General features: G+C 40.1%; 23 protein-coding genes. All 23 read right to left on the bottom strand.

Annotated elements, in window-relative coordinates; genetic code table 11:
• Window positions 1–4: 4 nt before the first annotated feature.
• Window positions 5–193, bottom strand: a complete 189-nt coding sequence (locus DQQ01_RS16445; RefSeq protein ID WP_242980671.1) for an RNase H1/viroplasmin domain-containing protein — start codon at window positions 191–193, stop codon at window positions 5–7.
• 288 nt (window positions 194–481) lie between these two features.
• Window positions 482–667 carry a hypothetical protein gene (locus DQQ01_RS07460; protein WP_111919503.1) on the bottom strand — a complete coding sequence of 62 codons (186 nt, stop codon included), beginning with the start codon at window positions 665–667 and terminating at the stop codon, window positions 482–484.
• A gap of 58 nt (window positions 668–725) precedes the next feature.
• Window positions 726–1,394, bottom strand: coding sequence for a class B sortase (locus DQQ01_RS07455; RefSeq protein ID WP_162624265.1), 669 nt, complete (start codon window positions 1,392–1,394; stop codon window positions 726–728).
• Window positions 1,395–1,501: 107 nt separating this feature from the next.
• Complete coding sequence (locus tag DQQ01_RS07450; protein ID WP_111920865.1) at window positions 1,502–2,236, bottom strand: SPL family radical SAM protein; 735 nt, start codon at window positions 2,234–2,236, stop codon at window positions 1,502–1,504.
• Window positions 2,237–2,461: 225 nt separating this feature from the next.
• Window positions 2,462–6,061 carry an MSCRAMM family protein gene (locus tag DQQ01_RS07445; protein ID WP_242980714.1) on the bottom strand — a complete coding sequence of 1,200 codons (3,600 nt, stop codon included), beginning with the start codon at window positions 6,059–6,061 and terminating at the stop codon, window positions 2,462–2,464.
• Between the two features lie 19 nt (window positions 6,062–6,080).
• Window positions 6,081–7,772 (bottom strand): thioester domain-containing protein, encoded by a 1,692-nt coding sequence (locus DQQ01_RS07440; protein ID WP_111919500.1) that lies wholly within the window; start codon window positions 7,770–7,772, stop codon window positions 6,081–6,083.
• Between the two features lie 206 nt (window positions 7,773–7,978).
• Window positions 7,979–9,301 (bottom strand): hypothetical protein, encoded by a 1,323-nt coding sequence (locus DQQ01_RS07435; RefSeq protein ID WP_081695242.1) that lies wholly within the window; start codon window positions 9,299–9,301, stop codon window positions 7,979–7,981.
• Window positions 9,302–9,384: 83 nt separating this feature from the next.
• Window positions 9,385–10,788 (bottom strand): ERF family protein, encoded by a 1,404-nt coding sequence (locus DQQ01_RS07430; protein WP_021739097.1) that lies wholly within the window; start codon window positions 10,786–10,788, stop codon window positions 9,385–9,387.
• Between the two features lie 23 nt (window positions 10,789–10,811).
• On the bottom strand, window positions 10,812–11,792 hold the full coding sequence (locus DQQ01_RS07425) for a hypothetical protein (protein WP_111919498.1): 981 nt from the start codon (window positions 11,790–11,792) through the stop codon (window positions 10,812–10,814).
• Between the two features lie 27 nt (window positions 11,793–11,819).
• The gene (locus DQQ01_RS07420; protein WP_111919497.1) at window positions 11,820–12,365 is read right to left on the bottom strand and encodes a hypothetical protein; all 546 of its coding nucleotides are present in this window, start codon (window positions 12,363–12,365) and stop codon (window positions 11,820–11,822) included.
• 55 nt (window positions 12,366–12,420) lie between these two features.
• On the bottom strand, window positions 12,421–13,683 hold the full coding sequence (locus tag DQQ01_RS07415) for a hypothetical protein (protein ID WP_111919496.1): 1,263 nt from the start codon (window positions 13,681–13,683) through the stop codon (window positions 12,421–12,423).
• The gene (locus DQQ01_RS07410; protein ID WP_111919495.1) at window positions 13,643–14,248 is read right to left on the bottom strand and encodes a hypothetical protein; all 606 of its coding nucleotides are present in this window, start codon (window positions 14,246–14,248) and stop codon (window positions 13,643–13,645) included. Before DQQ01_RS07410 ends, DQQ01_RS07415 begins: the two co-directional genes overlap by 41 nt.
• A gap of 349 nt (window positions 14,249–14,597) precedes the next feature.
• Complete coding sequence (locus DQQ01_RS07405; protein ID WP_199797990.1) at window positions 14,598–14,837, bottom strand: cold shock domain-containing protein; 240 nt, start codon at window positions 14,835–14,837, stop codon at window positions 14,598–14,600.
• A 76-nt stretch (window positions 14,838–14,913) separates the two neighbouring features.
• Window positions 14,914–15,429, bottom strand: a complete 516-nt coding sequence (locus tag DQQ01_RS07400) for a hypothetical protein (RefSeq protein WP_147417775.1) — start codon at window positions 15,427–15,429, stop codon at window positions 14,914–14,916.
• A 33-nt stretch (window positions 15,430–15,462) separates the two neighbouring features.
• The gene (locus DQQ01_RS07395) at window positions 15,463–16,119 is read right to left on the bottom strand and encodes a hypothetical protein (protein ID WP_044963403.1); all 657 of its coding nucleotides are present in this window, start codon (window positions 16,117–16,119) and stop codon (window positions 15,463–15,465) included.
• Window positions 16,070–16,588 carry a zinc-finger-containing protein gene (locus DQQ01_RS07390; protein WP_021739089.1) on the bottom strand — a complete coding sequence of 173 codons (519 nt, stop codon included), beginning with the start codon at window positions 16,586–16,588 and terminating at the stop codon, window positions 16,070–16,072. The genes DQQ01_RS07395 and DQQ01_RS07390 overlap by 50 nt, the downstream gene beginning before the upstream one ends.
• A 91-nt stretch (window positions 16,589–16,679) precedes the next feature.
• Window positions 16,680–17,645 carry a S1 RNA-binding domain-containing protein gene (locus tag DQQ01_RS07385; protein ID WP_081695237.1) on the bottom strand — a complete coding sequence of 322 codons (966 nt, stop codon included), beginning with the start codon at window positions 17,643–17,645 and terminating at the stop codon, window positions 16,680–16,682.
• Window positions 17,646–17,807: 162 nt separating this feature from the next.
• Window positions 17,808–18,104, bottom strand: coding sequence for a hypothetical protein (locus tag DQQ01_RS07380; protein ID WP_111919492.1), 297 nt, complete (start codon window positions 18,102–18,104; stop codon window positions 17,808–17,810).
• 6 nt (window positions 18,105–18,110) lie between these two features.
• A complete protein-coding gene (locus DQQ01_RS07375) occupies window positions 18,111–19,943 on the bottom strand; it encodes a VirD4-like conjugal transfer protein, CD1115 family (RefSeq protein WP_330407707.1) in 1,833 nt (610 codons plus the stop codon).
• Window positions 19,944–20,043: 100 nt separating this feature from the next.
• Entirely contained in the window at window positions 20,044–21,021 is a 978-nt protein-coding gene (locus DQQ01_RS07370; protein WP_021739085.1) for a DUF6017 domain-containing protein, read from the bottom strand.
• Window positions 21,022–21,066: 45 nt separating this feature from the next.
• The gene (locus DQQ01_RS07365; protein WP_111919490.1) at window positions 21,067–22,164 is read right to left on the bottom strand and encodes a hypothetical protein; all 1,098 of its coding nucleotides are present in this window, start codon (window positions 22,162–22,164) and stop codon (window positions 21,067–21,069) included.
• A gap of 121 nt (window positions 22,165–22,285) precedes the next feature.
• Complete coding sequence (locus DQQ01_RS07360) at window positions 22,286–22,954, bottom strand: DUF6100 family protein (protein WP_021739083.1); 669 nt, start codon at window positions 22,952–22,954, stop codon at window positions 22,286–22,288.
• 34 nt (window positions 22,955–22,988) lie between these two features.
• Window positions 22,989–23,537 carry a DUF5697 family protein gene (locus tag DQQ01_RS07355; RefSeq protein WP_081695236.1) on the bottom strand — a complete coding sequence of 183 codons (549 nt, stop codon included), beginning with the start codon at window positions 23,535–23,537 and terminating at the stop codon, window positions 22,989–22,991.
• Window positions 23,538–23,586 lie beyond the last annotated feature (49 nt).

Below are 23,586 nucleotides of genomic sequence, written 5' to 3'. Positions count from 1 at the left end.
AGTTTCATGAGTATTTGACGCAATCTTTGGCTGTTTCTTTACCCTCCAAATATGCTTTGGCCTCTTCTTCTGCAGAAAAGCCTTTGAATTCTGCCCCAGGATATCCATTGACCGACTCTTGGCATTCAGCCCAAGAATAAAACAAACCTGTTGTTTTTCCCCTTTTTACGGCAAAAACTTTCTTTTTAGCCATATGTCCTCCTCTAAGTTTCCGCATTTTATCACATAACTTTCTGTTTGTCAATAAAAACATAACACTGCTTCTGTGCAAAAAATAGTAGATTTATAACGCTTCTATCGCCGCATATGCATACTATTCTATGCTCATTATACCTTTTCCTGTGTTTTCCGTCAATAAATTTCCTAACTACGAAACTGCCAGAAAGGATTATTTTTCTTGCAGTTTGAAGAATTTTTATCAATTAGAAACAACCAATCACTTCATATGTTTCACCTAAAATCTGAAATTAAGATGATAACACTAAAATTTTTCGTTGTCTTTTTGACAAAGGACTTTTACTGCTGGAAGTATGGTTCCCAGTTGTGTTACCGTATATAAATTTTCTTTTTCTTTTCGTATGCCCCGATAGCCAAAAAACTCCAAATATTCTTCGTGTGATATCCCTTGAAAATCAAATTTTTCGGTATCAATTTCTATTAAATACACTTAGTGCCCTCCTTTTGTTATCTGTTTTTTCAAAATATCTTGCAGTTATTGTTTTAAATTATTTTTTCAAATCCGCTTTTATAACAATCCGGATATTTGCTTTTGCACTACAAGTAGACAATATGATTTCATTTTCCTTACTATCCTCAGCATATCCTCTTTCTATCTGATAAATCTCACTATCTGCCGGTACCTGTTCACAAGCTGTAATCTGATAGTTCAAAGTTCTTCCATCCGGTAAATAAACCTCCATATCCGTGTGCTCCTGAAAAAAATCAATATCCTGATAATTTCTCAATACATGAAACATACTGCCGTCTTTCATATTATGGCCATAGATAATATTCTTACTATCTGAAAAGTCTCGTTCATTCCGGTAATCTAAAAAAATACTGCCCGCAATATTGTAAGTTTTTTGCACCGTATGGTTTAAATAGTAGGAATTATCTTCCCCTCTCACTACTGGATATTCCAACACCCCCGGAATCCGAAGCCACGCTACAATATCTGGGTTAATTGCCTGCAGAGAAGCAAAATCCACCGTTACAGTTTCTTCCTGCTTTTCTCCTTCCTTATCATCTTCTGCAACATTTGGTTTCGTATTTTCCGGATCCCTTGTATTCTTCTCTACTTTTACATATTCTTGTAACTGTTCATATTCCCGTTCCGCTGTTTGATATTCACTAATAATCTGATAAATCCAGACTCCTGCTGCCAGCAAGATCACGCTTAATATCCCAAGTAAAAAGTATTCTTTTTTTCATCTGCTTACCTCCAACGTAAAAAAGCGGCAGCATACCAAAACTGATACGCTGCCGCCTGCACTTATGCCTCTTATTTTCTTAAATTACAGCAATCCAGTGGGTTTGGATTGATATGCTGTTTCCAATATTCATAATGTTCTGTGACATCTTCACAGACCGTCAACGGAAGATGAATTTTTTCCAATATCCTGATTTTTTCTTCCAATGGTAAATGCCAGTACCCACTCTGACGCAGAACATATTTCTGGTAATCCAAGTCCGGAAACCACTTTTTAATCCACCCATTCACCCGAAGAAATTCTACCAAAACTTTGTCTACCGGCAGCCTATTTAAGTAATCAAAATCCAAATACTCCTCAATCAGAGGGCTTAATCGTAATGTGACATCAAAGCCCTCTTCCTGTAATTTTAACAATGCCCTTAACCGCTTTGACGGACTACTTGCCTTTTCATAGGCAAGAGCCTTTTTATCATCAAAACAGGTAATGGTGATCTGGATATGTGCCAGCTTCGGATCATAAAGTTTCCGGTATCGTTCCTCTCCTGCCAGATGGGATTTTGTCACAATCAGATACCCAATACCATATTCATTTAACTGTTCTATGGTTTGATAGGTAATCTGTTCCTGACTTTCCATCGGCTGAAAGCAATCTGTCATGCCTCCAAGTCTTAAAATGGTTCCCGGTGGCACCTTTTCCAATTTTCTCCGGATTTTCTGGATATCTGCCACTCTTGGATTTTCTGCATTCCAAAGTCCGCGGAAATCCAAAAGGCTGCGTGCATAGCAGTAGGAACAATTATGCATACAGCCACAACCATAAGTATCCAATCTGGTCGGATACTTGCATTTTTCTGCTTCGTTGCCGCTTACACTTTTATAAAAACTTTTAAATTCTTTTCTTTTGCTTCAGCATCACCTTTCCTTTCACTTGCGGGGTCCGGTACCGCCCCGAAATCTTCTGGTAAAGCATCCAGAAATGTTCTTTACACCACCCCGCAGGTCTAGTGTTCCATCATCTCCAAATGCTTTTTATCTCTTTGTGCGTCTGATCCGCCAAAGGACAATACCAATACCAAAGGCCGCTACTACTGCAATACCGATTGGCAGCAGGAGCATGGTATTATCCCCGGTTTTTACGTCCTCTGGTTTTTCCGGTGTCTGCGGAAGTTTCTTATTCTGGATTTCTTTTACCACTTCAATAACCTTTGTTTTTGCGTCCACATAACTAAATGTGATTTCATAGGTTTCCGTATGCTCTTCATATCCTTCCAACGGTTTCGTTTCCGATAATACATAAGTAATCGGTCCTACTGCTTTTCCGTCTTCGTATGTGGCAATCGGCAGCAGTTCACTGGTTGCAACTCCATCTTTATCTGTAGTAAGTTTTCCAACCACTTCCTCAGTCTCTTTGTTTTTCAATTCAAATTCCACATTGGCAAGTGGTGTCTGATCTTCTGCATCTGTTTTCTTAATAATTAACTGCCCCATTGGTACTTCATCTTTCATGGAAACTTTCTGTACTTCTCCGGTTTCCTCTACAGTAAATTCTACATCTTCTGCAATCAAAAATCCTTCCGGTGCAGCTTCTTCATGAAGGATATATATTTTTCCCGGCTGTAGATACTCGATCCGGTAAGGTTCTTTGGTAGAGGTCCATTCTTCTATGATATTTCCCTCTTCGTCCAGTACCTGTAACTTGGCTCCTTCAATTTCCTGTTCTCCGGTGATATCCGTTTTTGTGATGTCTATCTTTGTATGATCGTCTTTCATGGAAACTTTCTGGATTTCTCCGGTTTCCTCTACGGTAAATTCCACATCTTCTGCTTTCACATATCCATTTTCTGTTGGAGCCTGTTCTTCGTGAAGTATGTACTTACCCGGTTTTAATGCATAAATGATATGCGATTCGTTTGTAGAAGTCCACTCTTCCACTACAGTTCCTTCTTCATCTTTAATCTGTAGTCTGGCACCTTCCACTTCCTTTTCTCCAGTAATGTCTGTTTTTGTAACTTCAACTTTCGTCGGCTGGTTCTCCACTTCTTTTTGTATAGAAATCACTTCCAATTCCGGATCCGTATAAGAAGCATCAATTTCAATCTTCTCTTCATATGGTAGATATCCTGGCAGACCTTCCAGTTCCTTCAGATAATATTTCCCGTGTGGAATGGTATCCGAGTACTTCAATTTTCCTTCTTGATCTGTTTTTTCAACTGCTACCAGTTCATCCTTTTTCACCACAACTTTTCCTGCTGCATTTACAATATCTTCTCCTGCATACAATCCAAATGAAACCCCTTCCAGTGGCTCTTTTGTGGCTTCCGATTTTTTCAGCACTTCAATTTCCACTTTCTGCCTCTGATTCTTGATTTCCTTTGTTACATAGTCAACTGCCACTTCTTGTCCTTTATAGGTGATTTCAAAATCCTGTTCGGCTGGATCTAGCACAAAGGAATCTCCCGTTTTTGTTTCTTTAATATAAAATTTTCCAATCGGAAGATTATTTAAAGTCCCTTTTCCTTTTTCATCTGTTACAATCGTTCCAACCAATGCGCCTTTTTCAAAACGTATGATCCGATTACCCTCACTGTCTACCTGTCCATCTGGTGAGTAAATGGTTTCCCTTGCATAAATAGAGAATTCTGCTCCTGCAAGTCCCTGTTCTTCATACGCAAACTCACATCCTTTTTCTGTTTCCATAACATCTTCTCCGGTAAACAGATTAGACACTTGGTTTACTGCCTTTGCCAGACCATTCTTTAATTTTGTCAGTATCTGCTCTGTTACTTTTTCAGCACCAACAAGCACTTCTCCTGTTTTCTGGATCGTCAGGCTTCCTACCGCTTCATCGTTCTTTACTTCTACCACTACAATATATTTTCCGGTTTCCTCTTCCACCTCATGTGCAGTATTGCTGTCCACTTTGATCGTAATGGATTCCCTTGGTGCTTTCTCATAAGTCCCTTCCTTTGTCACCTCATTTAACGGAAGGATTTCCTCTCCCTTTTTAAGTACCTGTTCAAATCCGGTCTGTACAAACAGTTCCGGGCTTTTTACTTCTTCAATCCGGTAAGTTCCCATTTTAAGCGGCTCCGGCGTCAACAGATAGCCTTCCTCATTTGTTTCAAAAACGTCAATTGTTTCTGGCTTCGGATACCGTACTTTCATAGTGACGTATTTCTTCTTCTCCACATCATAAATTTTATAGTGGGCACTGTTCTTTAAAATTGGAAGTTCCGTCTGTGCATCCTTTTTGATGATCTTAAAATAAAACTGCATCGGACGGTCATTAAAGACACGCCATGTCTGCGGTTCCCTGCTGTCTTCATCGATAGTCACCAAAAACGGCTGAATTCCTTCTACATTTTCCGGAATGGTACTTTCAATACACACATATTTTCCATATGGAAGTTCCGGGGAACACAGATACCCTTTTTTGTCGGTAAACATTTCTTCTGTCTGTATCTTTTCTCCATTTTCATAATAAGATGCAGTTTCCTCTTTACTGAAATCATATCCGATAAAATCCTGCGGTACATATTCGGTTCCATTCGATGGTTTTAAGGTACCATCCTTTACTTTAGAAAGTTCACTGATCAGGTACACTTTAAATCCGGCACCCTCCAGCAATTCTGTTTCCGTCTGGCTGCCATCATCACTGATTTTAATTAACTGGAATGCCTGTTTTTTTATGGTTTCCAAAACAGTCACATTTTTCTGCACAATTTCCACATCTTGCCCTTCATATGCAAGATCTACCGGGTATTTGGTTTGATCCAGCAAATATGCATTGGAAGGAGGTGCAGAAATTTCCTGTACATAGTATTTTCCAAGATATAAATCTTTGAAATTCAGAACACCTTTTTCGATCGTTCCCTGCACGACCAACTGATCCTTTTTATAAAGCAGTCCTGTCTTTCCATTTGGGTGTTGAATATCTTCTGCCGCATACAATCCATAGACAGCCCCGTTTAAATCTCCATCTCCCTGGCTTACAGAGTCCTGTGTATCTTTGTCTATTTTCTTGATATGGACTGCTCCCCGTACCTCTTTATTTTTAAAGGTATGTGCAAAGGTATACGTGTAGGTCGTATCATTTTTATATTCATAAAAGAACTCATAACTATCACTGCTCTGAACATAAAGAGGTGGTGCCTGTATTTCCTTTACTACATAATGGAAGCCAATTGGGATATCCGCAGTAAATGCAGCCTTCCCGTTTTCATTAGACTCCGCTTTCTGTATCAAAGTTCCCTTTGTAACCAGCACGGAACCGTCTGCACCGGTAATATCTTCATCTGCATACAGTCCAAAAATTGCCCCCTTCAATGCCGCATCATCATTACTTGATTTCTTCAGCACTTCCACAGATACCTTTGGTCTGGCATTTTCATATTGTGTTTCTTCCTCAACCACTTCTACTGTCTGCCCTGCATAAGAAAGGGTTACCATATGGGTACGCTCTTCCTCTGTCTTCCCTATTGTCAGGGAATCCGGAGCCTGCTGTTCTACCACCTTATAGGTTCCGAGATGAAGCATATCCGAAGAACAACTTCCGTCTTCTTTTGTCTCCAATTCTGCTGCCAAATCTCCTGCCTGATAGATTTTTGTCTGCTTATCCTGGCTGTAGATGTCTTCTGCTGCATAAATTTTATACTTTGCCCCTGCAAATGCAGCATTGGTATAAGGTAAATTGCAGATTTCCAGCCTCTCCAGATACTCCTGTCAGCTTTTCTCCCTGCTTTCGGATGATGATCTTCCCTTTTTGTTCCTCATTTTTTACAGTCAGTGTTTGTGTTTTTGCTACTTCCAGATTGACATTGTAAGCAGTTGTATTCAGTTTATACCCTTTCGGTGCAGTGATTTCCTTGATGTACACTGTATCCTGCGTCTTTGTCAGCTCCGCTTTAGTTGCTCCTTTTTCATCTGTTGGCGGCATCTCCAGAATCAAATCTGTACATGCCTGATCCCGATAAATCCCAAAAACAGCCCCTGCAAGTTTTACACTGCTTTTTGCATCTTCTTTGATGACTTCGATCCAGGAAATATCCATCCATTGAATCGAAAATGAAACCTTAGCACTTGGTTCCTCATAAAAATCCCCATAACCAACATCCTGATTGCCGGAACCGGTAGAAACCACCAGAGTTTTCCACTGAGCTCCTACCTGTCCGCCTAAATCTCCGCTATTCCAGGTACCATGTACGGTTTTTTCTGCAGTAAAGTAAAAAGTCGTACCACCATAAATCTTAATGGAATCTCCTTTCTGCTCCTTTCCGGCAGTATCATGGTAAGTCACACCTTCCGGTAAAGAAAGGGTAATATAATTTCTATGGTCTCCATTTAATGTGATATTTTTTGTTTTCTGCACATCTCCTTCCAAAAAAGCGGTTTCGTTTGTGGAAGAAAGGCTGATGGCAGCACTTGGCGGTGCTTCCTGCCCGCAAAGATAATTGATGTATTCCATGACACCATAGCGTTTCAGTCCGTCCTGCGTGCAGCCCACAAATGCCACTTCCTCTCCGCCATAACAGTAACTTGCTGCTAAATGTGTCAGGACATATTTGATATCATTGCTATAATTCTTTAGATATTCTCCGGTTAAATCCCCCGGCCCTCCATATCCATAATACAAAACTTTCTGTAAGTTTAAGTTGCTCTCATAAATTTCTGCCACGTAATCAGACGAAGGCGGTGACTGCAGATTTGATTCCAGACAGTATGCAATCCGTTCGTTGACGTAAAAATAGCAGGTACTGTAAGAACCTAAATCACTTGGGTATACAATCCTCTCCCCTTGCACCAAAGAAGCTTTTTCCCTTGCCTGTTCCATAGAAGAGGGGACAACGGAAAACAAAACACCCTCTTCTTCCTTTAATGCACTGGTATCAATGTTGGCACCATCAGGCTCTGCATCTTCCTCCCCACTTTTTATCTCTTTCTTCTGTTTCTTCTCTTTTTGCGGACTCTCTCCTTCCTTTCCCGCTTCCTTCACAATGATTTTCCGTGTAATCTCATAAGTATCTCCGGAAGGTTTTTGGACCTGGTAAATACAGTCATACCTTCCAGGTCTGTCTGCATCAAACAGCTTTCCTTCTTTATCTGCTGACAAAACAAGAGAAACCTTTTCTCCGTCTTTTACAGTAATACCGGTGAAATCGGATGCCGGATCAAAAGTTTCTCCCTGCTCAATCGTAATGTCTTCTGCCTGTGTTTCTTCTTTTACATCTGTCTGTTCTAATGGTGCTGCAAAAGCACTGCTCCCACCTGCAAGCAGAGAGGAACACCCTAATAAAACAGCTAAAAATCCTGCTGTACATCGTTTTTTCCATGTTGTTTTCAATAAACGCTCTCTCCTTTCACTTTATTGTTTTTTAGACGGGCAGTTCCATTTTCGGGAATATGCTGCACACCGGAAACTGCCCTGTTTCCCATTTCTTCTTAAGGTCTGTCCCGAATCATACATTGTTCTCCTTTCCCATGGCACTTTAAACCATGCAAAAAAGGAACTGCTTTCGCAATTCCTCTTTTGCACATTTTAAAAATGAATTATCTTGTGTTTTTCCTGATTTCCTTTGTCAGCCAGTCATCAATCCCTTTTTCATGTTCTGCCCACAGTCCGTCCTGATCTAAATCCCACTGGTTCCGATTACAGGATAAGGAAAGCTCCTCACAGATACGGTATGTATGATTACAGCCTTTTCGTATGGTATCCCGTTTTACTCTTTTTTTCGGGCATTCAAAGTAAGGATCGCCCTCTTTCTTTCTCTCTTCACATTCCTCACAGATTTCACTATACTTTTTGTCACATATAAGCCGTAACTGCTTATCCATGTCATAGACTTCTTCCACATGGGAGAGACCACGCTTTTTTAATGCTTGTAAAACCTCATACAAATCTCTCCAATTTCCAATTCCCGGATTCCCAAGGAACGTTTTTCCTGATACCTGATGGGCAATCTCTGCTTTTAAAATTCCTTCGGTCACATAAATCTCATTTCCTTCTGCTTTTCCCGATATCCCTACAATACTGCTGATCCCACACCCTTTCTTTTGATTTGCACTGGAAAGCCATACATATTTATTTTTTCCCTTTGGGTTGTCCAATCGTATCTGGAATCCTGCCAGATATCCGTCTACTGTATAAACAGGACAAAGATACCCGCTGTTTCCTTCATAGAAATTCAGATCCCAGTCTCCTTCCCGATTGATATAAAATCCGGGAACGCCTTCCAAGCGTAATCCCTGCTTTATCAGTCTCCTGGCAATCTGTTGAGATTCCTCCTTACTGGTACTTTTATATCCTTTTTCTTCCATACGCCGGATAATCTCTGCATTCACACCTCTTCTTTCCAAATCTTTGCGGTGATATTCCTTCAGTTTCAGATAAGAGAGCATTTTTTTATAAACATGATGCCGTTGTTCTGCATCCACAGGTTCTGCCATGCGTTCCTTCTGTTTCCTTGCCTGTTTTTTTATCCCCTGGCTTTCTTCCTGCATTGCTTCCCTTGTCTTTTTCTTTCTGCCGGGTTCCTCCTGCTTTCTTCTATAAATTTCCCGATATGCCTTTTTATACCGGTCCTTTCCCGTCAGATGACAAAGTTCTGCATAAAGTGTCAGCATATTATGACCAGTTCCACAATCAAAGCAATGGAAAACATTAATGATTTTCCCTTCTGCACAGACACAGATGCTTGCCTTCCCTCTTGCATCTCCACAAAATGGACAGACAACATTGGCTGCATTCTGGACATCCTTTACCTGATATCCATTTTTGCAGTTTTCCAAAAATTCCATATCCAGCATGTTTGCGACATCAAAAATAGTGAATGGGGCAACTGGATAAGAATCTGTACGCTTTCTTTTTTTCATATCCTTTTTACCTTTCTGGAAATATCCCCTTACAAAAGTCGGAAAAGGCATGGCCAGCACACCTCTTCCTAATAGTTAATCTTTTAAGCAGCTTTCTGTTCACAATCTTCCAGTAAAAGCTGAGCTGCTTCTTTCATTTTAAAATCAGAACCTCTGTATTCGTTTGCAAACCATTGTAACTGCCGATATCCCGCTTCTGTCCCAAGCATTTCACCAAATGACTTTCCTTCAAACAACGCATACGGACAGATTACCTTTTTTGCCGCTTCTACTGTCAGAGGTTTCTTCTCCGCTTCACTTTCCATATCTCTTTGTAACTGCAAGAAAAAGTCTTCTTCATCTATTTCTTCAAAGGGAACTTCTTCTTTCGCCTCTTCAAAATCTTCTGATGGAGCAGAAACGGAAGATTTCTCTTTCATTTCCTTTTCTTCCGCAATCTCCTGAGCTGTATCTGCTGCTTTTGTTTCACTGCTTTCTGTCTCTTGAACTTCTGCTTCCTTTGTCTGTTGTGCTGAAAAATCCAAAAGGTTCATCTGTCCAAAACCGTCCTCTTCCTTTTTCTTATGAGATTGCAAGCCCGACTCCTTCGGCCCTTTCTTCCCCTCTTTTGATTTTTCTTCCAGATTGTTTTCGTTTGGTTCCCTCTCCGGTTTTTCGTCTTTTAAATCTTCTATGGAAGAAGAATCTAAAATGTCTTTTCCCTCGTTTGTCAATGAATCTGGCTGAGTTTCCTCTAACAGTACTTCCTGTTCTGCTGTTTCCTGATGATGAACTACTTCTGCTGCTTCTGAAGATTGTTTTTCCAACCTCTTTGTTTCTTGCACTTTCATATCTTCCGCTGTTTCTGCCTCTTCACTTTCTTCTAAAAAAGCTGCAGGATCTGGGAAAAAATCTGCCTGTATTATAGTATCTTTGTTTCTTTTCTTATCTTCCTGCGGCGGTTGCGCTAAAGGACTGTCTGCAATTACATCAGAAGCCTTTTTTTCCGGTTTCTGTGGCTTTACCGGCACTTCGGATTTTTTATATTCCACCCTTTCCTTTGATTTATCAGGTCCATTTGGTGTCCCCTTCATATCCGGATCTTCCGTTTCCTGTTTCATACGGAATTTATACAGGAAGAAGTATTTAAACCCATACGTCCATGCTGCTCCTTTCGCCTTTGCAGGAGAGTCCAGATGGTCTCCCACCAGCTGAATACTTACTCGCTCTTTTTCCTCCAAACAGTCCGCATTGACAATAAAAAATGTAAGTTTTGCTGTATAAATCCAGCTGCCATCTACTTTACTGTAAGCTGCATCTGTCTCTTCTAATTCCTGCAAACAGATGTGGTGCTTCGTAAACGCCGGATTTAAAAGTTCAAAGATATCATCAATCTTTACAAAATCATAATCCACTTCGTCTGAATAATGCTTTTTTAACAGCTTTGGCATTTCGTTTGAAATTGCAATTAGTTTTTGCTGTAAATTCATTGTTTCTTTGTTTTCCATCCTATGTCCTCCTGTTCTTTCAATTAAGCAGCCTGTTTCTGTTCTGCCATGACATTGTAATACCAGATATCCCTTGCTCCTACCTGATAGATTTCTTCTACGTCCCATACCTTATTTGCCCCGTACTTTTCTTTCAGACGTTTCTTTTCTTGTCCAGATACCTGACTGAGTGGGTACTTTCCGGTTGTATTTTTTAATACCTCTGCATCGATGTGGAAATATTCAAAAACACCTTGTCTCCCTCTTACAACTACAATTACGGTATGATGCACCTGCTCCAACGATTTTCTCAGGGCTCTGATTTTTTCAATCCTCTCCGGTTGTTTCTTCATCAAAAACTTTGCTTTGTTGTTTACTTCTGTTTCAAAAATCTGACGCATGACTTCCCTGTTCTGCAGTTCTTTTGCCCAGTATCTTCCAAACCTGCGGATGACAGCCTTTCGGTTTCTTAAATAGCAAAAGTACATCCAATTGTCAAATACATACGTTTCTCCATCGAAAGCAAAGTCCTGTTGTGGGAGTAATCGGTCTGTTACAGAATTTTTTTCAAAAATCACATCTCCTGCTGTCTTTTCAATCAATTCCCGATATTTCCATGCGACTGCTGCTCTTTCAACTGCGGTGATCACAATATCCTTTTTTCCTTTCTCCAGTTTCTTTTGGGCATATTCCTGAACCTTCTGTTCCAGGCAGCGCATACATCCACGCTGGAACCGGAAATTTTTTCCTTCCGGAATATTTAACAAAGCACGCAAGGCGTAGGATACATCTGTAAATTCAAACGTCTTTTGGTTGAAAATCCCGACAAATTCCATCCCCTGATATAAATGACTGGCTCTGTTTTCAAGGTTTGTTCCCATATACACAAAGGTAAATTCTCTGTTGAAAGTCTTGGTAAACACATTCTCCCATGTCAAAAGGGCTGGCTTGTTCTTTCTCCTAAGCCACTTAAAAAAACGTTTTGCAAATGCATTTCCTTTCGTCCATTCTGGTACATTTCTCATATTCTTTTTCTCCTTTTCTTTTCATTTTTATGCAAATGGAAGACAGTATGAAGATGCCCAATACCGTATTCTTTCCATTGCCTGTTCTTTCCCACATGCTACCCACAGCCATTCCAATAAAAATTCTGTAAGTACCTGCTGTTTCTCTTTCTTCATAGTTACAAGTTCCAGCCAAAATGCTTTCATAAACTGATCTTTGTCGGAATCTGTTAGCTGTCTTAAAATTGCTTCCAGCCGTTTTTCTGGTTCTCCTTCTATCTTCCGGATTCTGAAAATATTCTTTCTGCTGCATGTTGGAAGTATCACAGGACAGGAGAACGCTTCTCTTGCCATATCTACTGCCCAAAGTTCTTCCTCTTCCCATGGTGTAAACAGTGACAATCTGTAAATCCAGTGTGTGACCAGATATGTCATATTTCTGCGGACTGTCCCACGCTTTTGTAAAGCGGAAAAGATTCCTTGTATTCCCGTCTTTCCTTTTCCTGTGTTCTTTGCAGAGATCTCTTCTGCAATGGAAACCAGCATATTTGCGTAATAAATTCCCAGTTCTTTCTTTCCTTTTTTATAATCCATATTCTTTTCTCTCCTATATATACGGTAACCCAAATTTAATTTTTCTGATCTTCCCCTAATAAGCAAGATCTCCGGGAATGTCATATTCTCTCCACTTCATACTCGTGCATTTGGCAACTTTTTCTTCCAGCTCCACCATAGTTCTGCCGGATATTCCCTTGCTCTGTGCCAGGAAAAGAATTTCCCCAATCCCACAATACACTTCGTATGCGGTGCAGGGTGCATCACCAAAGGTTGCTTTAAAGCGGTCTACGATCTCTGCAACATTCTTTTTCCCAAACCCTTGTTTTGTCATAATTCCAATCATGGTATTGACTGGATACTCAATAGAAATAGCACACAGTTTTTCCACCGTCCCTTTCAATGCATTTTTATAGCATTCAAAAGTTGAAAGCAGATTTTCCGTAAACTGTTGAAATTCCACAGAATTATTGTGCCGCATCCGCATATCCGTTCCTAATGCAATCTTTCGTTGTCCCTCCATCAGGCTGTAAAAAATATTGGCACCTGATGCTGCCACATCGGAAGATGTGATGCGTATGGTAGCTGTAAGTTTCTCTTTTACCTGCTTTCCATACTTTTCCATGATTTCCCCATACACTTCTTCCAGCCGATGATCTTCAATCTGCCAGATTGCCGATACCATAGTCTGGTCCGCATACCCTTCTAAAAAGGTACTCTTTTTATACTCTCCACGTATGTAAACACTGGCAAGCATAAAAACCTCCGGTAAGGGATATACCTGATACCCGTTTTTTTCTGCTGAATGCACTGCCCGAACCTTTCCTTCTGAAACACGGAGCAATGCTTTCCCTTTTGCGACTTTCAAACACTGATTCAGGATTTCCGCAAGTACCGCAGGCTCTACACTGGACAATGCCGCACCGCTGATTCTGGCCCTGCTTTCTAAAGTCGGGATTGCAGAACTCCCCAGTTGGTATGCTTCTGTCTGATTAGTTTTCAATAAAAGACGGGAATGGTTCTTTGTATCTCGTAATACTTCCATACAGATACGCTCTTCTTTACTCTCAGGCTTTTCCAGTATCTGTCCTGCTTCGTATACTCGTAATTCTTTACTTGGAACCTCAAACCATGTTGCCCGTTTTTCAACCTCTTCCAGATATTGATGCAATTCCACTTCTTTTAAAAATGATTTTGAGAAGTTATCTGCATACCATGTTCCCGTAGGTGTATTATGCAGCTTTAAACAAATCTTCCATCCACCTTCTACAGCACGAAACAGATAACCTTCCTGTTTCATTTTCTCCATCTCTTCCTTACTTGGCAGACTCCCTTCCCATAGAATACTTGTCTGCATAGGTTCGCCTCCTTCCATTTGGCAGATATACAAAAACTTTCCTTTCCTGTAGGAAGTACAGCCGGTAATCTTCCAGACAAAGAAATATATCAAGGCCTGTTTGTTCCTTGACTTCTTGCAATTGGTCTATTTCTTTCTCATGGTTCGAAATCTTCCTAGGGAAAAGATAAATTTCTCCTTTTTGCTCCACCCTTTTCCCCACAGGTAAAAAATGCAATCCCTGATAGAGCATGCACTTTTTTCGATTTGAAACCTCTCCTTTTTTCTGACTGAGAATCGTGATGATACACTTTTTTAGATACTCTTGTATCGTTACCCCTGTTAATACTTCGAAACAGGTTTCCACTGACTCACGGTCTTTACTGCCCTGATAAGTTTTTAAAAGGTCAGTTACAATTCCGGTAATTTCAAAATCGGCGCCCTCTAAAATATCTGCAAGTACCGTGTCAGCATCCCGAACGGCAGACTCATCTTCCATCTGCTTTTCTAAAAAAGTGAGCGTTTCAAACAGTTTTCTGGTTTTTCGCTGTTCGCTTAGCTTCTGTACATATTTCCTTTGGCACATTCTTTTCTCCTTCCTTTCCGTTTTTTTGCATGTTTTCCTCCTTTCACGCACAAAAAAAGACACAAAAAAGAGCCATTGTCTTTTTGTGTCTGTCTATCTATGCGTTTAAAACGGTTGTTAAAAGTTCTCTTCCGGAAACATAGCCGGAACTAAATTTGACTTATGGAAAGCAATATGCTGTTTCCATATAAAATAAAGTCACTTAAAGATTAACACAATATATAGTACATGTCAATCTTTCTATCCATGTATTTAGTAGCAAATACGGTTTTTTCACAATTCCACACATATTTACCAGAATTTTTTTAACCGGGGACAGAAGCATTTTTATCTGCCCCCTTCCAGTCGTTTATTCTTCTTCCGATGTTTCTTCTGAGATTGGAACAACACACTTTGCAATGCTTCGTCCCTTTTCATCTTCTTCAACCATAAAGGATACTTCCATATTGTTCCTCAAGGTTTTAAATCCTTCCGACTGGATCTCACTGTAATGTACAAAGTAATCAATGCCATCTGCATCCACAAGAAAGCCATATCCTCTCTTTGCACTAAACCATTTTACAGTTCCTTTCATTTCTTTTCCTGCCATAGTCATCTCTCCTTTTTATTATTATTTCGTGCATGTCGGCACGAAAGGAAGAGTGTGGGTTCGAACCACACTTTTTTCACCGTTCTTCCTGTGGGATTTCTTCTGCCCCGTAAAAAACCTCATACATAAGTTCCCCTATTTTTGCAGCTTTTCCCTCCACCCGTTCCACTTTTCCAAAATAGAACCGGTATGTTTTTCCAACCATGAGGTTTTTTTCTTTTTGCATCCGAATGCGGATCCGGCTTCCGTCTTTATCCTGTACAACTATCTGATACATTCTGCCCGGATAATGCTTTCCCTTGACTGCAAGAACCTGTGCTTCCATAATCTCATATTCTCCTGTTTTCCCAATCTTCAGAAACTTGAAAATCTGATAAAACGAAAACACTGCCAATATCCAGGTAAGTATCAAAAAACTCGCTTCCTCAAATTGCACCCCCATATATGTACCGATTACAGCAATAAAAAAAGACAAAAGCCCTGCTTTCAGCATTTTATCTTTAAATAAAAATGGGATTTCTTCTGTTCCATCTAAATTTTTGATCATATATTGTGTCATGCTTTCCCACTGCTTCCTCCACCTTTTTTTCATGTCCATCTCCATTTCTCTTTCTTACCTTTGGAACTACAAAAGCAGACACAGAACTGCTTTTGGTATAAGATAAAAAAGAAAGCCGGCAAATGCCGGCCCGACCCAATGTTTCTTTGCTTTCTGTTTCCATACAGTCTGTTTTTTTGTTCCAATAATCCGTACTTTTCCAGGAACCAGCCACCGCAGCTTTAGATAGAATTTCCGGAACGCTTCTTTGTCATACCCAAAAGAGCGCACCTGAAAAACAAGTGTTTCCCTTTCCTTCTTATCAAGCAGGATAAAACTCGTCTGTTCTGTCTCTTTCATTTTACGGATTACAATATAAAATTCCGGGATCCCCCTGCGGCTTCCCTCTACGATTTTTTCCATTTCTCTGTAAAAAATCCGGCAGACTTCATAATGCTCATTTTTGTATGGCTGACGAATTACCAGACAATCCTCTTCTAATTTCATATAACAGCCTTTCGTCTGCATAATCCTTCCATTTGCTTTCAGTGCTTCTTTTACCAAATAGAATCCCCAACTTGCTAAAATCAGGAATACACAGATACTCTCCCAAAAGCAATGGTTAAAAAGCAGGAAAAATCCCAGAAGTCCGGAAATTCCAAAACAGCTTCCCGCCCTTATCAGACATTTCTCTTTATAATCCAGAAGCCGATACATATCGTGTTCCGTGGCTTTCATTATCATGCGATTTTGTTTCTCCTTTCGGCTTTCCTTTTTGTTTCTTTTTTTCCATCTCTTTTCTCTCTTCTAACAATTCATTGGCTAAGCGTATGGTTTCCCTACAACGATAAGTACTAAACATGGCAACATGTGTCTCCTTTTCCGGAAGTGCCAGTTTTCCACTCAGCCAATGATATGTACTGTTTTTTGTCATATATCCCTGTGTCCAAATTTCTCTTAATGCACGATGTGTCTGTATCCGAAGGTTTCGAAGTTCCCCATCCGCCATAATTCCAAGCGGTCTGTGGTTTTTCTGGTTCGCTGAAACATAAGCATTGCAGTCCGGATAACCACTACACACATAAAACATTGTTTCCGGGGTGAAAATTCTCTTTTCTCCATATAGATAGGAAGCTGGTCTTAAAACTGCCTTTTTCCCACAATATGGGCAGATTACCTCTGGAAGTTGCTTTCTATTTTTCTTTTTCTTCATCGAATTTCCCCTTTCTGCTTTAGTCTATATCATTGCATTATAAAAAATTTGGCTTTCACGGTTCAATAGGTTTTCCAAATTTTTTTTATTTTTAAGAATATTTTTTAATCAGCCTTGTAATGATTCCCTCTGCCACCTCAGAAGTTTCATTGATTCGTGTTACAACAAAGCCAATTTTATCTCGTTTTCCTGGAAGGGAAGCCATGTTGCACTCATGGGCAATAGCATTTACTCCAAGATCTAAACGGATAAAGTACGTTCCCTTATAAACATCAACCACGATACCGGAATATTTTCCCTGGCGGTGGCATTTCTTTAAGTTGTCCTTATTGGTATTTTCCGTTGCTCCCTTCGCATCTACGGCTACTGTCATACTCTCAGCATCAGGCATTTCTATTTTGTTAACGCAGACCAACACTAAATCTCCCACCTGAAATTTTTCTGTTGCATCTGGCATCCATTCCCATGCCATGTCTCTCGCACGCACAGAGCACTCTACACCAAACACTTCCAGACGGACTGCCTTTGGTGCTACAGCAATGACTCTGGCCTCCACAATCCTTCCAGGATAAACCATTGGCTGCTCCTCTTCATTTTCTGTAAAATAGAAAATCTGTCGTTTCCGCAGCATCGCATCTTTTCGGGATGCCACTACGCTTCTGGAAGCCTCATCTAAATCTTTGATAATAAAATCAATATCTGCCCCAAGCATATTATTAGCAATCCTTACCTGGCGGTTCAATGTATCCGCATTTTCCCTTCCGTCTCCTTTTAAGTTAATCATCATTTCAGACATAGGGATTAAAATCCGGTAACCATTAAAATAAGTGACTGCTACTGTCCAGCCGCTTTCCAGTTTCTCAATACCACTTAACGGACCAGTCAGGATTTTCCGGGTTCGCTGGGCATTTAACAACTGATGCCATTTTGCCTCTTCTTTTTCCTGTGTACTTTCAATCGAAGCATCGACTTCAATCGTCAGGATTGAATTTTGTGTTACTGCTCTTGGAATTTCATTTTTTACTTCTTCTGTGATTGTTGTTTTCGTTTCTGCCATATACAGCCTCCTTTTCTTCATCAAAAAAGGCACAAAAAAACAGCCCTTTGGCTGCTTTCTGTGCCTGATTATTTACACTATCATCATAAAACATTCCGTTTTGCCTGTCAATTCCGATTGTGTTGCAATGTTATCGCAATTTCTTATTTTTGCAATCGCTTTTCAATTTTTCAACTTTTTTAAACCTTCTTCCCACCGGATACGGGAAAAATACCAGATTTTCCCCTGGATTCTCCGGCAGATTTGATTCTCCTCCAAATACTGGAAACTGCTCTGCTCTGGATTGTCTTTATCCCAGTTTGTCTTTTCATAGAATTCTTCCGGTGTATCATAAATCTCCACACACTGTTTTGCCAAGTCAGCCTTTTCTACTTCTGTTTCCCTGATGTAGATCCCAAATTCTCTTAAGAGCAATTTTAAAAAAGTATATTTTACCAGTGCATTTTTCTCCATATTCATACAGCCTTAATCTCCACCTCCATCTCCATCTGTACTTTTTTGAAACAAATCTTCTACTTTGTATACAGTTGTCTGCTTTTCATTTTTCCTTACAGACTTTTTCGGCGGTTCCCCTTGTAATGTCAGAGGTTCCGATTCCTGTTCTTCCCTGCTTTCTTCTGCCTGTTTTCTTTCAAAACGCTCAACCTCTTCCCTCTCCTGCGCCAATATCTGAAACTGATTTTTTTCTGCTTCCATTTCCCGATACCATTTCGGAATATGTTCATTTGTTTTTTCCAACTTCAGATGTTTTGCATCTGGATGTTCCGTATAATCCATTTTCCGAAGTTTTAGCACTTTCTGTCCACGGATAATCAAAAGCATCTGATCAATGGGAAAACGTAATACTTCATCAGGAAGCAGCAGCATTCTTTTTCCTACGGAAGAAGTCTCTGCGTATTCCGGCACATAATCTGTCATGCGTATAGTATAATAGCTTTTCCGCATAGATGCAACGGAAACCGTAATCTCTCCTGAACGGGAACTGTAATAAGTAGCAGTTGTCATATCATTGCACCCTAAAAATAAAGACATATCACAACCGCCAAGTATTTCTTCCCATTGTCCTTCCGGATATCGGTTCATCATCTGGGGGATATTCTGAAAGATAATACTCATGCCGATTCCCCTGCTTCGTGCGGTTGCCAATTTCTTTTTAAAATCCGGAATCACTCCGATGTTCGGAAATTCATCTAAGATAAAGCACATGGGAACCGGAAGTTTCCGATCTTCCATTCGATCTGCCAGTCTCACCAATTTGATGCTAAGAAATGAGGTAAACAGTGTTGCCAAAACATCATATGTAGAATCCTGATCTGATGTAATGCAAAAATAAGCACACTTTTGTTTTCCCGGAAGTGTCAGGTCAAAATCCCCATGACTGGTTATCTGCTGTACCAGTTTATTCTGCATAATCTGCAAACGGGTTCCAAGTCCCAATACCGCATTTCCTTTTACCTTTTCTGCCTTTGAAAAAAGCTGATATGGTCCTCTTGCCGGGTGTGTTGTCGGCAGACGTTCAAAGATAGCATCTAGCATTTCTACCGATTTATTCAGCAGCAGTTTATATGCTTCTGGAAATGTTTTTTTCCCCACTGGATATTCTTCATATACATACAGGCACAGCGCTTTCAGCAAATCCATTTCTACGTTATCATAAAAATGGTCAAATTTATCAGTTGTGTTCCGGATCACGACGTCAACAAACACATCTATCAGGCTTCCATCATCAATTTCCGCAAGACAGTCCCAGGCATCACTGTTTACAAGGTCTATCAGATTTAACTGTTTTACAATATAGCCCTCTTCCCGCAAATATCCTGCTAAATCTTCATACAACTCTGATTTTGGATCGGTAAGATACATGGACTCTCCACGACGCACGCACTGCAATGCCATATTTCTTGCAAATGCTCTTGATTTCATACTTCCCTGGCTGCCACAAACTGCTAGATTCCTATTCAGTCTGGAATCTATCGGAAGGCTTACGTATTCTCCATTTTCTAAATCCTTTCCAAAAATAATCCCCAGAACGTCTTGTAAGTTCTGGTCTGCGTTTAAAATTTCTTTTTGTTCCTCCGGCTTCATATATCCGGCTGTACCATAGGTTCCCTTTACCGAATAATCAAAGTTCCGTTCATCTGTTTCTGAAATATCCTTTTCCTTTCCTCTCCAGATAATGAGCATACCCAAAAGCAGCATACATAAAAATGCTACTACGGAACTTTGAAGTCCTGTTGCTGTTGTAAAGCCTCTCCAAATGCATACAAACGGGTTTAGTACTACAACTGAATGAGACAACCTTTCTAAAAAACCTCCAAAATAGACAGTTAATGTGGCAAGCAGAACACCAAAACCGATTTTCTTGCATCTGTCTCTCTGTTCTTTTTTCTCTTTCGTTCTATTCCTCCTCTCCTTTTTCTAATACACCGTATGATCTGTGGTAGTTATAGAGACTGCTATAGTAACTGGAAATCGTATTTACAGAATTATAGAGAGCAGTGATCAACATAGCCCGCATATTCGTAACTTTTGTTGTGTTTTTCTCCATACAGTTTAAAACAAACTGTATATGCTCCATTCCGATTTTTTGAAATTGTGCTTTTACAATCTCAGCTGGCTTGTCTTCCCGATTTACCCGAATCGTTTTTGCAGAACAGGTTTTCACATCTACCAGGATACCTACCAATTCATCTATCTGCATATTATAGGGATTATCATGTTTTAAAGCCCCATAAGAAATCTGTTCCCTGACTTCCTTTTCGATTTGAAACAAAGAGGAACTCTCTGTACTGAATTTTCTGTTTGTATTCTCTGTATTTGTCTCACCGATATAGGATACCTCTCTCTCCCAAAATGGAGACTCCATTCCCCCGGTATCCGTGATACCTGTCTCCTTTTTCAGGGAGGGGTATCCCCCATTTAAGTGACACCCCTGCTCGTGATCCGGATAGGTAAGGGCTTCCAATATGTCCACGTTCAAATCTAGAAACAATACATTTGGCACTTGCTGCCCATTTACATGAAGTGTCCGAAAAACACGTCTGATCACTTTCATTTTTTCCAGTTCTACTACCGCATTTGTTGCATCTCTTTTCGTAATCCCAAACTGGTCTGCAATCTGCTGATAACTTCGCTGCAAAAGATCTGCATGGAATTTCTTTTTCAATCCTACAAGTTCTCCTGTCATTTCATCACGCACTTCTGTCGGACGGTACCAATATACAATATCCGCCAAAATGATGATTGCATTTAAGTTGGGCTTTCCTGTTGATTTTCGAATGGTTTTATACCAGGTAACCGGTATGATATTTCCTGAAATATGTAGGCGGCTCATTCTATCCACAGTCACACTTCCAGTCCGAAATTGATCCTGCATGGTCTCCGTCACCTCCTATAGTGCTTCCATAGAAACCATACCTGCCTACACCTCCATAGCCAACAGATACTGCTTTACCTTTTCACAATCCAGTACCATTATCTCCACCCCCTCTCCATAATAATCTTTTAGCAGTTCCTGTTGATAATCAAAGCATACCGCCATACCCCTTCCGCGTCTTTCCATATCCTGTTTGACCATTTGAAGTTTTCTCAGTTCCAGTTCATATACAAAATAAACAGGAATTCCCTTTTTCAGCCCCGCATAAATCGGGAACTCGTTTCTTTCCACTTCGTCTAGTATGGTCTCTAAAAAAGTGGAAAAGGCATGACTTCTCTCCTTATCTGTAAGCAGCTCTATTTGAAGATAAGCCCCCTCCTTGTCTTGCGGCACAAAATAATATTGTTCATACACATCATCCGTCTGGAACAGCTCCTGTTTCACACCACCACTGCTAAGGAGTATCTTTCTCAATAATTTCATGGAGTCTCCGAACAAAATGGCTTTTCCTTGCCATGTAATTCCTGTCTTCAGCAAATTGCGTTCTACCCAACACCGCATAGCTGTTTCCATTTTCTTTGACCATTTCATCAGATTCCCCATACTGTTGTAAACCACAAAAACTTCCTCATTTTTCATGTAGAGGCCACAGGCTCTGGAACCCTTAACCTGATCCGTCCCCTGCTTTAATTCCTGACTCCCATAATAGGTCCCCAAAGATGTTTTCCCGTAACAATCCTGTGTAAAAATCTTAGGCTTCTCTGTTGCAAAAATCAGGTTCCCATGCATAAAAAAGTACCCCCATATCTGACTCATGCGGTGCAGGCGTAACCGCTTTTCCAATTCTGATTTCACATGGTTTGTCTCGCTTGCCCCTATAAGATAACTTCCAACCTCTTGACGATAATCCTGCAAAAGATAATTTTTCCCTTTCTTTCCCAGAACATATCCACGCAGTCCTTCTCTATACCGTAAAAGAAGATATCCTTTTTTCTTTAAGTCGGTAATCAGACTGGCTGTATAGGATTTAGAACCCACAATTTTCTCCGGCAAATTCGCCGGCATCTCTCCTGAAATTGCAATCATTTTCAGGAGTATATCGCCCTTTTTTCCCTTTCTTTCCAATGTCTCCCATTTATCCATCTCTGTACCCTATCCTTCTCATACCTGGGTATTTCCCACCTGCCTTTTCCACTTCCTTTTGCTTTAATTTACGGAAAAACCCGTCATATTATCTTATCGAAATTTCAGTATGTGTTCTCTGTCAATTTTTCGATACCAAATTTTGCTGTTTTTCGTAAAGCCACAACGGAAATTTTTCCGGTGTCAACAGATAAATCATTGTGCGTTCCACATCTTCCAACCGTGTTTCGTGATACACATTTGTATAGCATCCACTATCCGATGTCAGGAAGAAATTAGATATCACATCTAACACATGCTTCTCTTCAATATTGTCATGATCTCGTACCCTATATATCGGGCGTTTACAATCATAAATATGAGAAAAGCAGACGGTACATGCTCTGTATTCCGGTATCTCTTTATTCTGTTCTGCCCGTTCGATACACCAGTGTTGAAAAGCTGTATACAACGGTTTATAAATGTAATTTGTATACTCTGTTTTCCGGTGCGGTATCAGTGCTGGAAGGGAAATACTTAGAATATTCTCTTCATACGCAATCTCAATCCCATGTATCAATACCAGATCCGATTGGTATTGCTCATATTTTCTCTTATCAAGTGTCATCTGGAGAACAAGATTCCGCATCTTTTCTGTCAGGATTTCAGAGCTCTTTGCGGCTTCCAGCACCATATCATTCAAGTTCTCAAAATGAATATTGACGCACTTCCTGGCATACGCCTGTAATAGATTGCGTGCTTCTGCAAGCATGGATTCCACATATCCTGCCGTTTTCTGTCCCTCGTCCAATTGTTCTTTTAGTCTTTGTATTCCTTCTTTTTCGCTATTCCCTCCTATAATATTCCACCCCTCCTTCTTCTTCCTGCACCGTACAAAAACCTATCACATTTGGGATTTCTATCTGTGGAATTTCCTCCGGATTTTCCACAATAACAACATGTCCACACCCGTCCAGTTTCTGTCTGGAAAACAACTGATTTACCAGTTGGATCTCAGCTTCCGATATATAAAGAATATCGTAAATTTCCGCATTCCCCACAAATACAATACGAATTGGATACTCTTCCTTTTCTGCCAAGAAATGTCGTTCGATTTTTTTCTGTTCCATCAAAGAAAGAAGAACCCAGAATGCTTTTAATGTGCCTTTTTCCCGCAACTGATAGGCATCTTCATGTTGGGATACCGTTTTTGTGACTTCGTTTATATAAATCAAATGTTCTTTCAATAACGTGTGCAGTGCTTTTCCTACAAATTTCTCTTTTCCATCTACTGCAAAAAAAGCATAAATCTGCCTTTTATATAAGACATTATAAGTTTTAACAAGTTCCAGTATCTGACGTTCTACCTGTTTTTGATTTGTTACATGTTCCAAAATTTTTCTCCTTTCCATTTTAGGATTGCGTATAAATTACGTATTCTAT

Origin of the sequence: Blautia argi, assembly GCF_003287895.1 — a bacterium.
GTDB lineage: Bacteria > Bacillota > Clostridia > Lachnospirales > Lachnospiraceae > Blautia > Blautia argi.
Note: the sequence above shows the minus strand (reverse complement) of the source record. Positions and strands in the feature narration are given on the sequence as shown.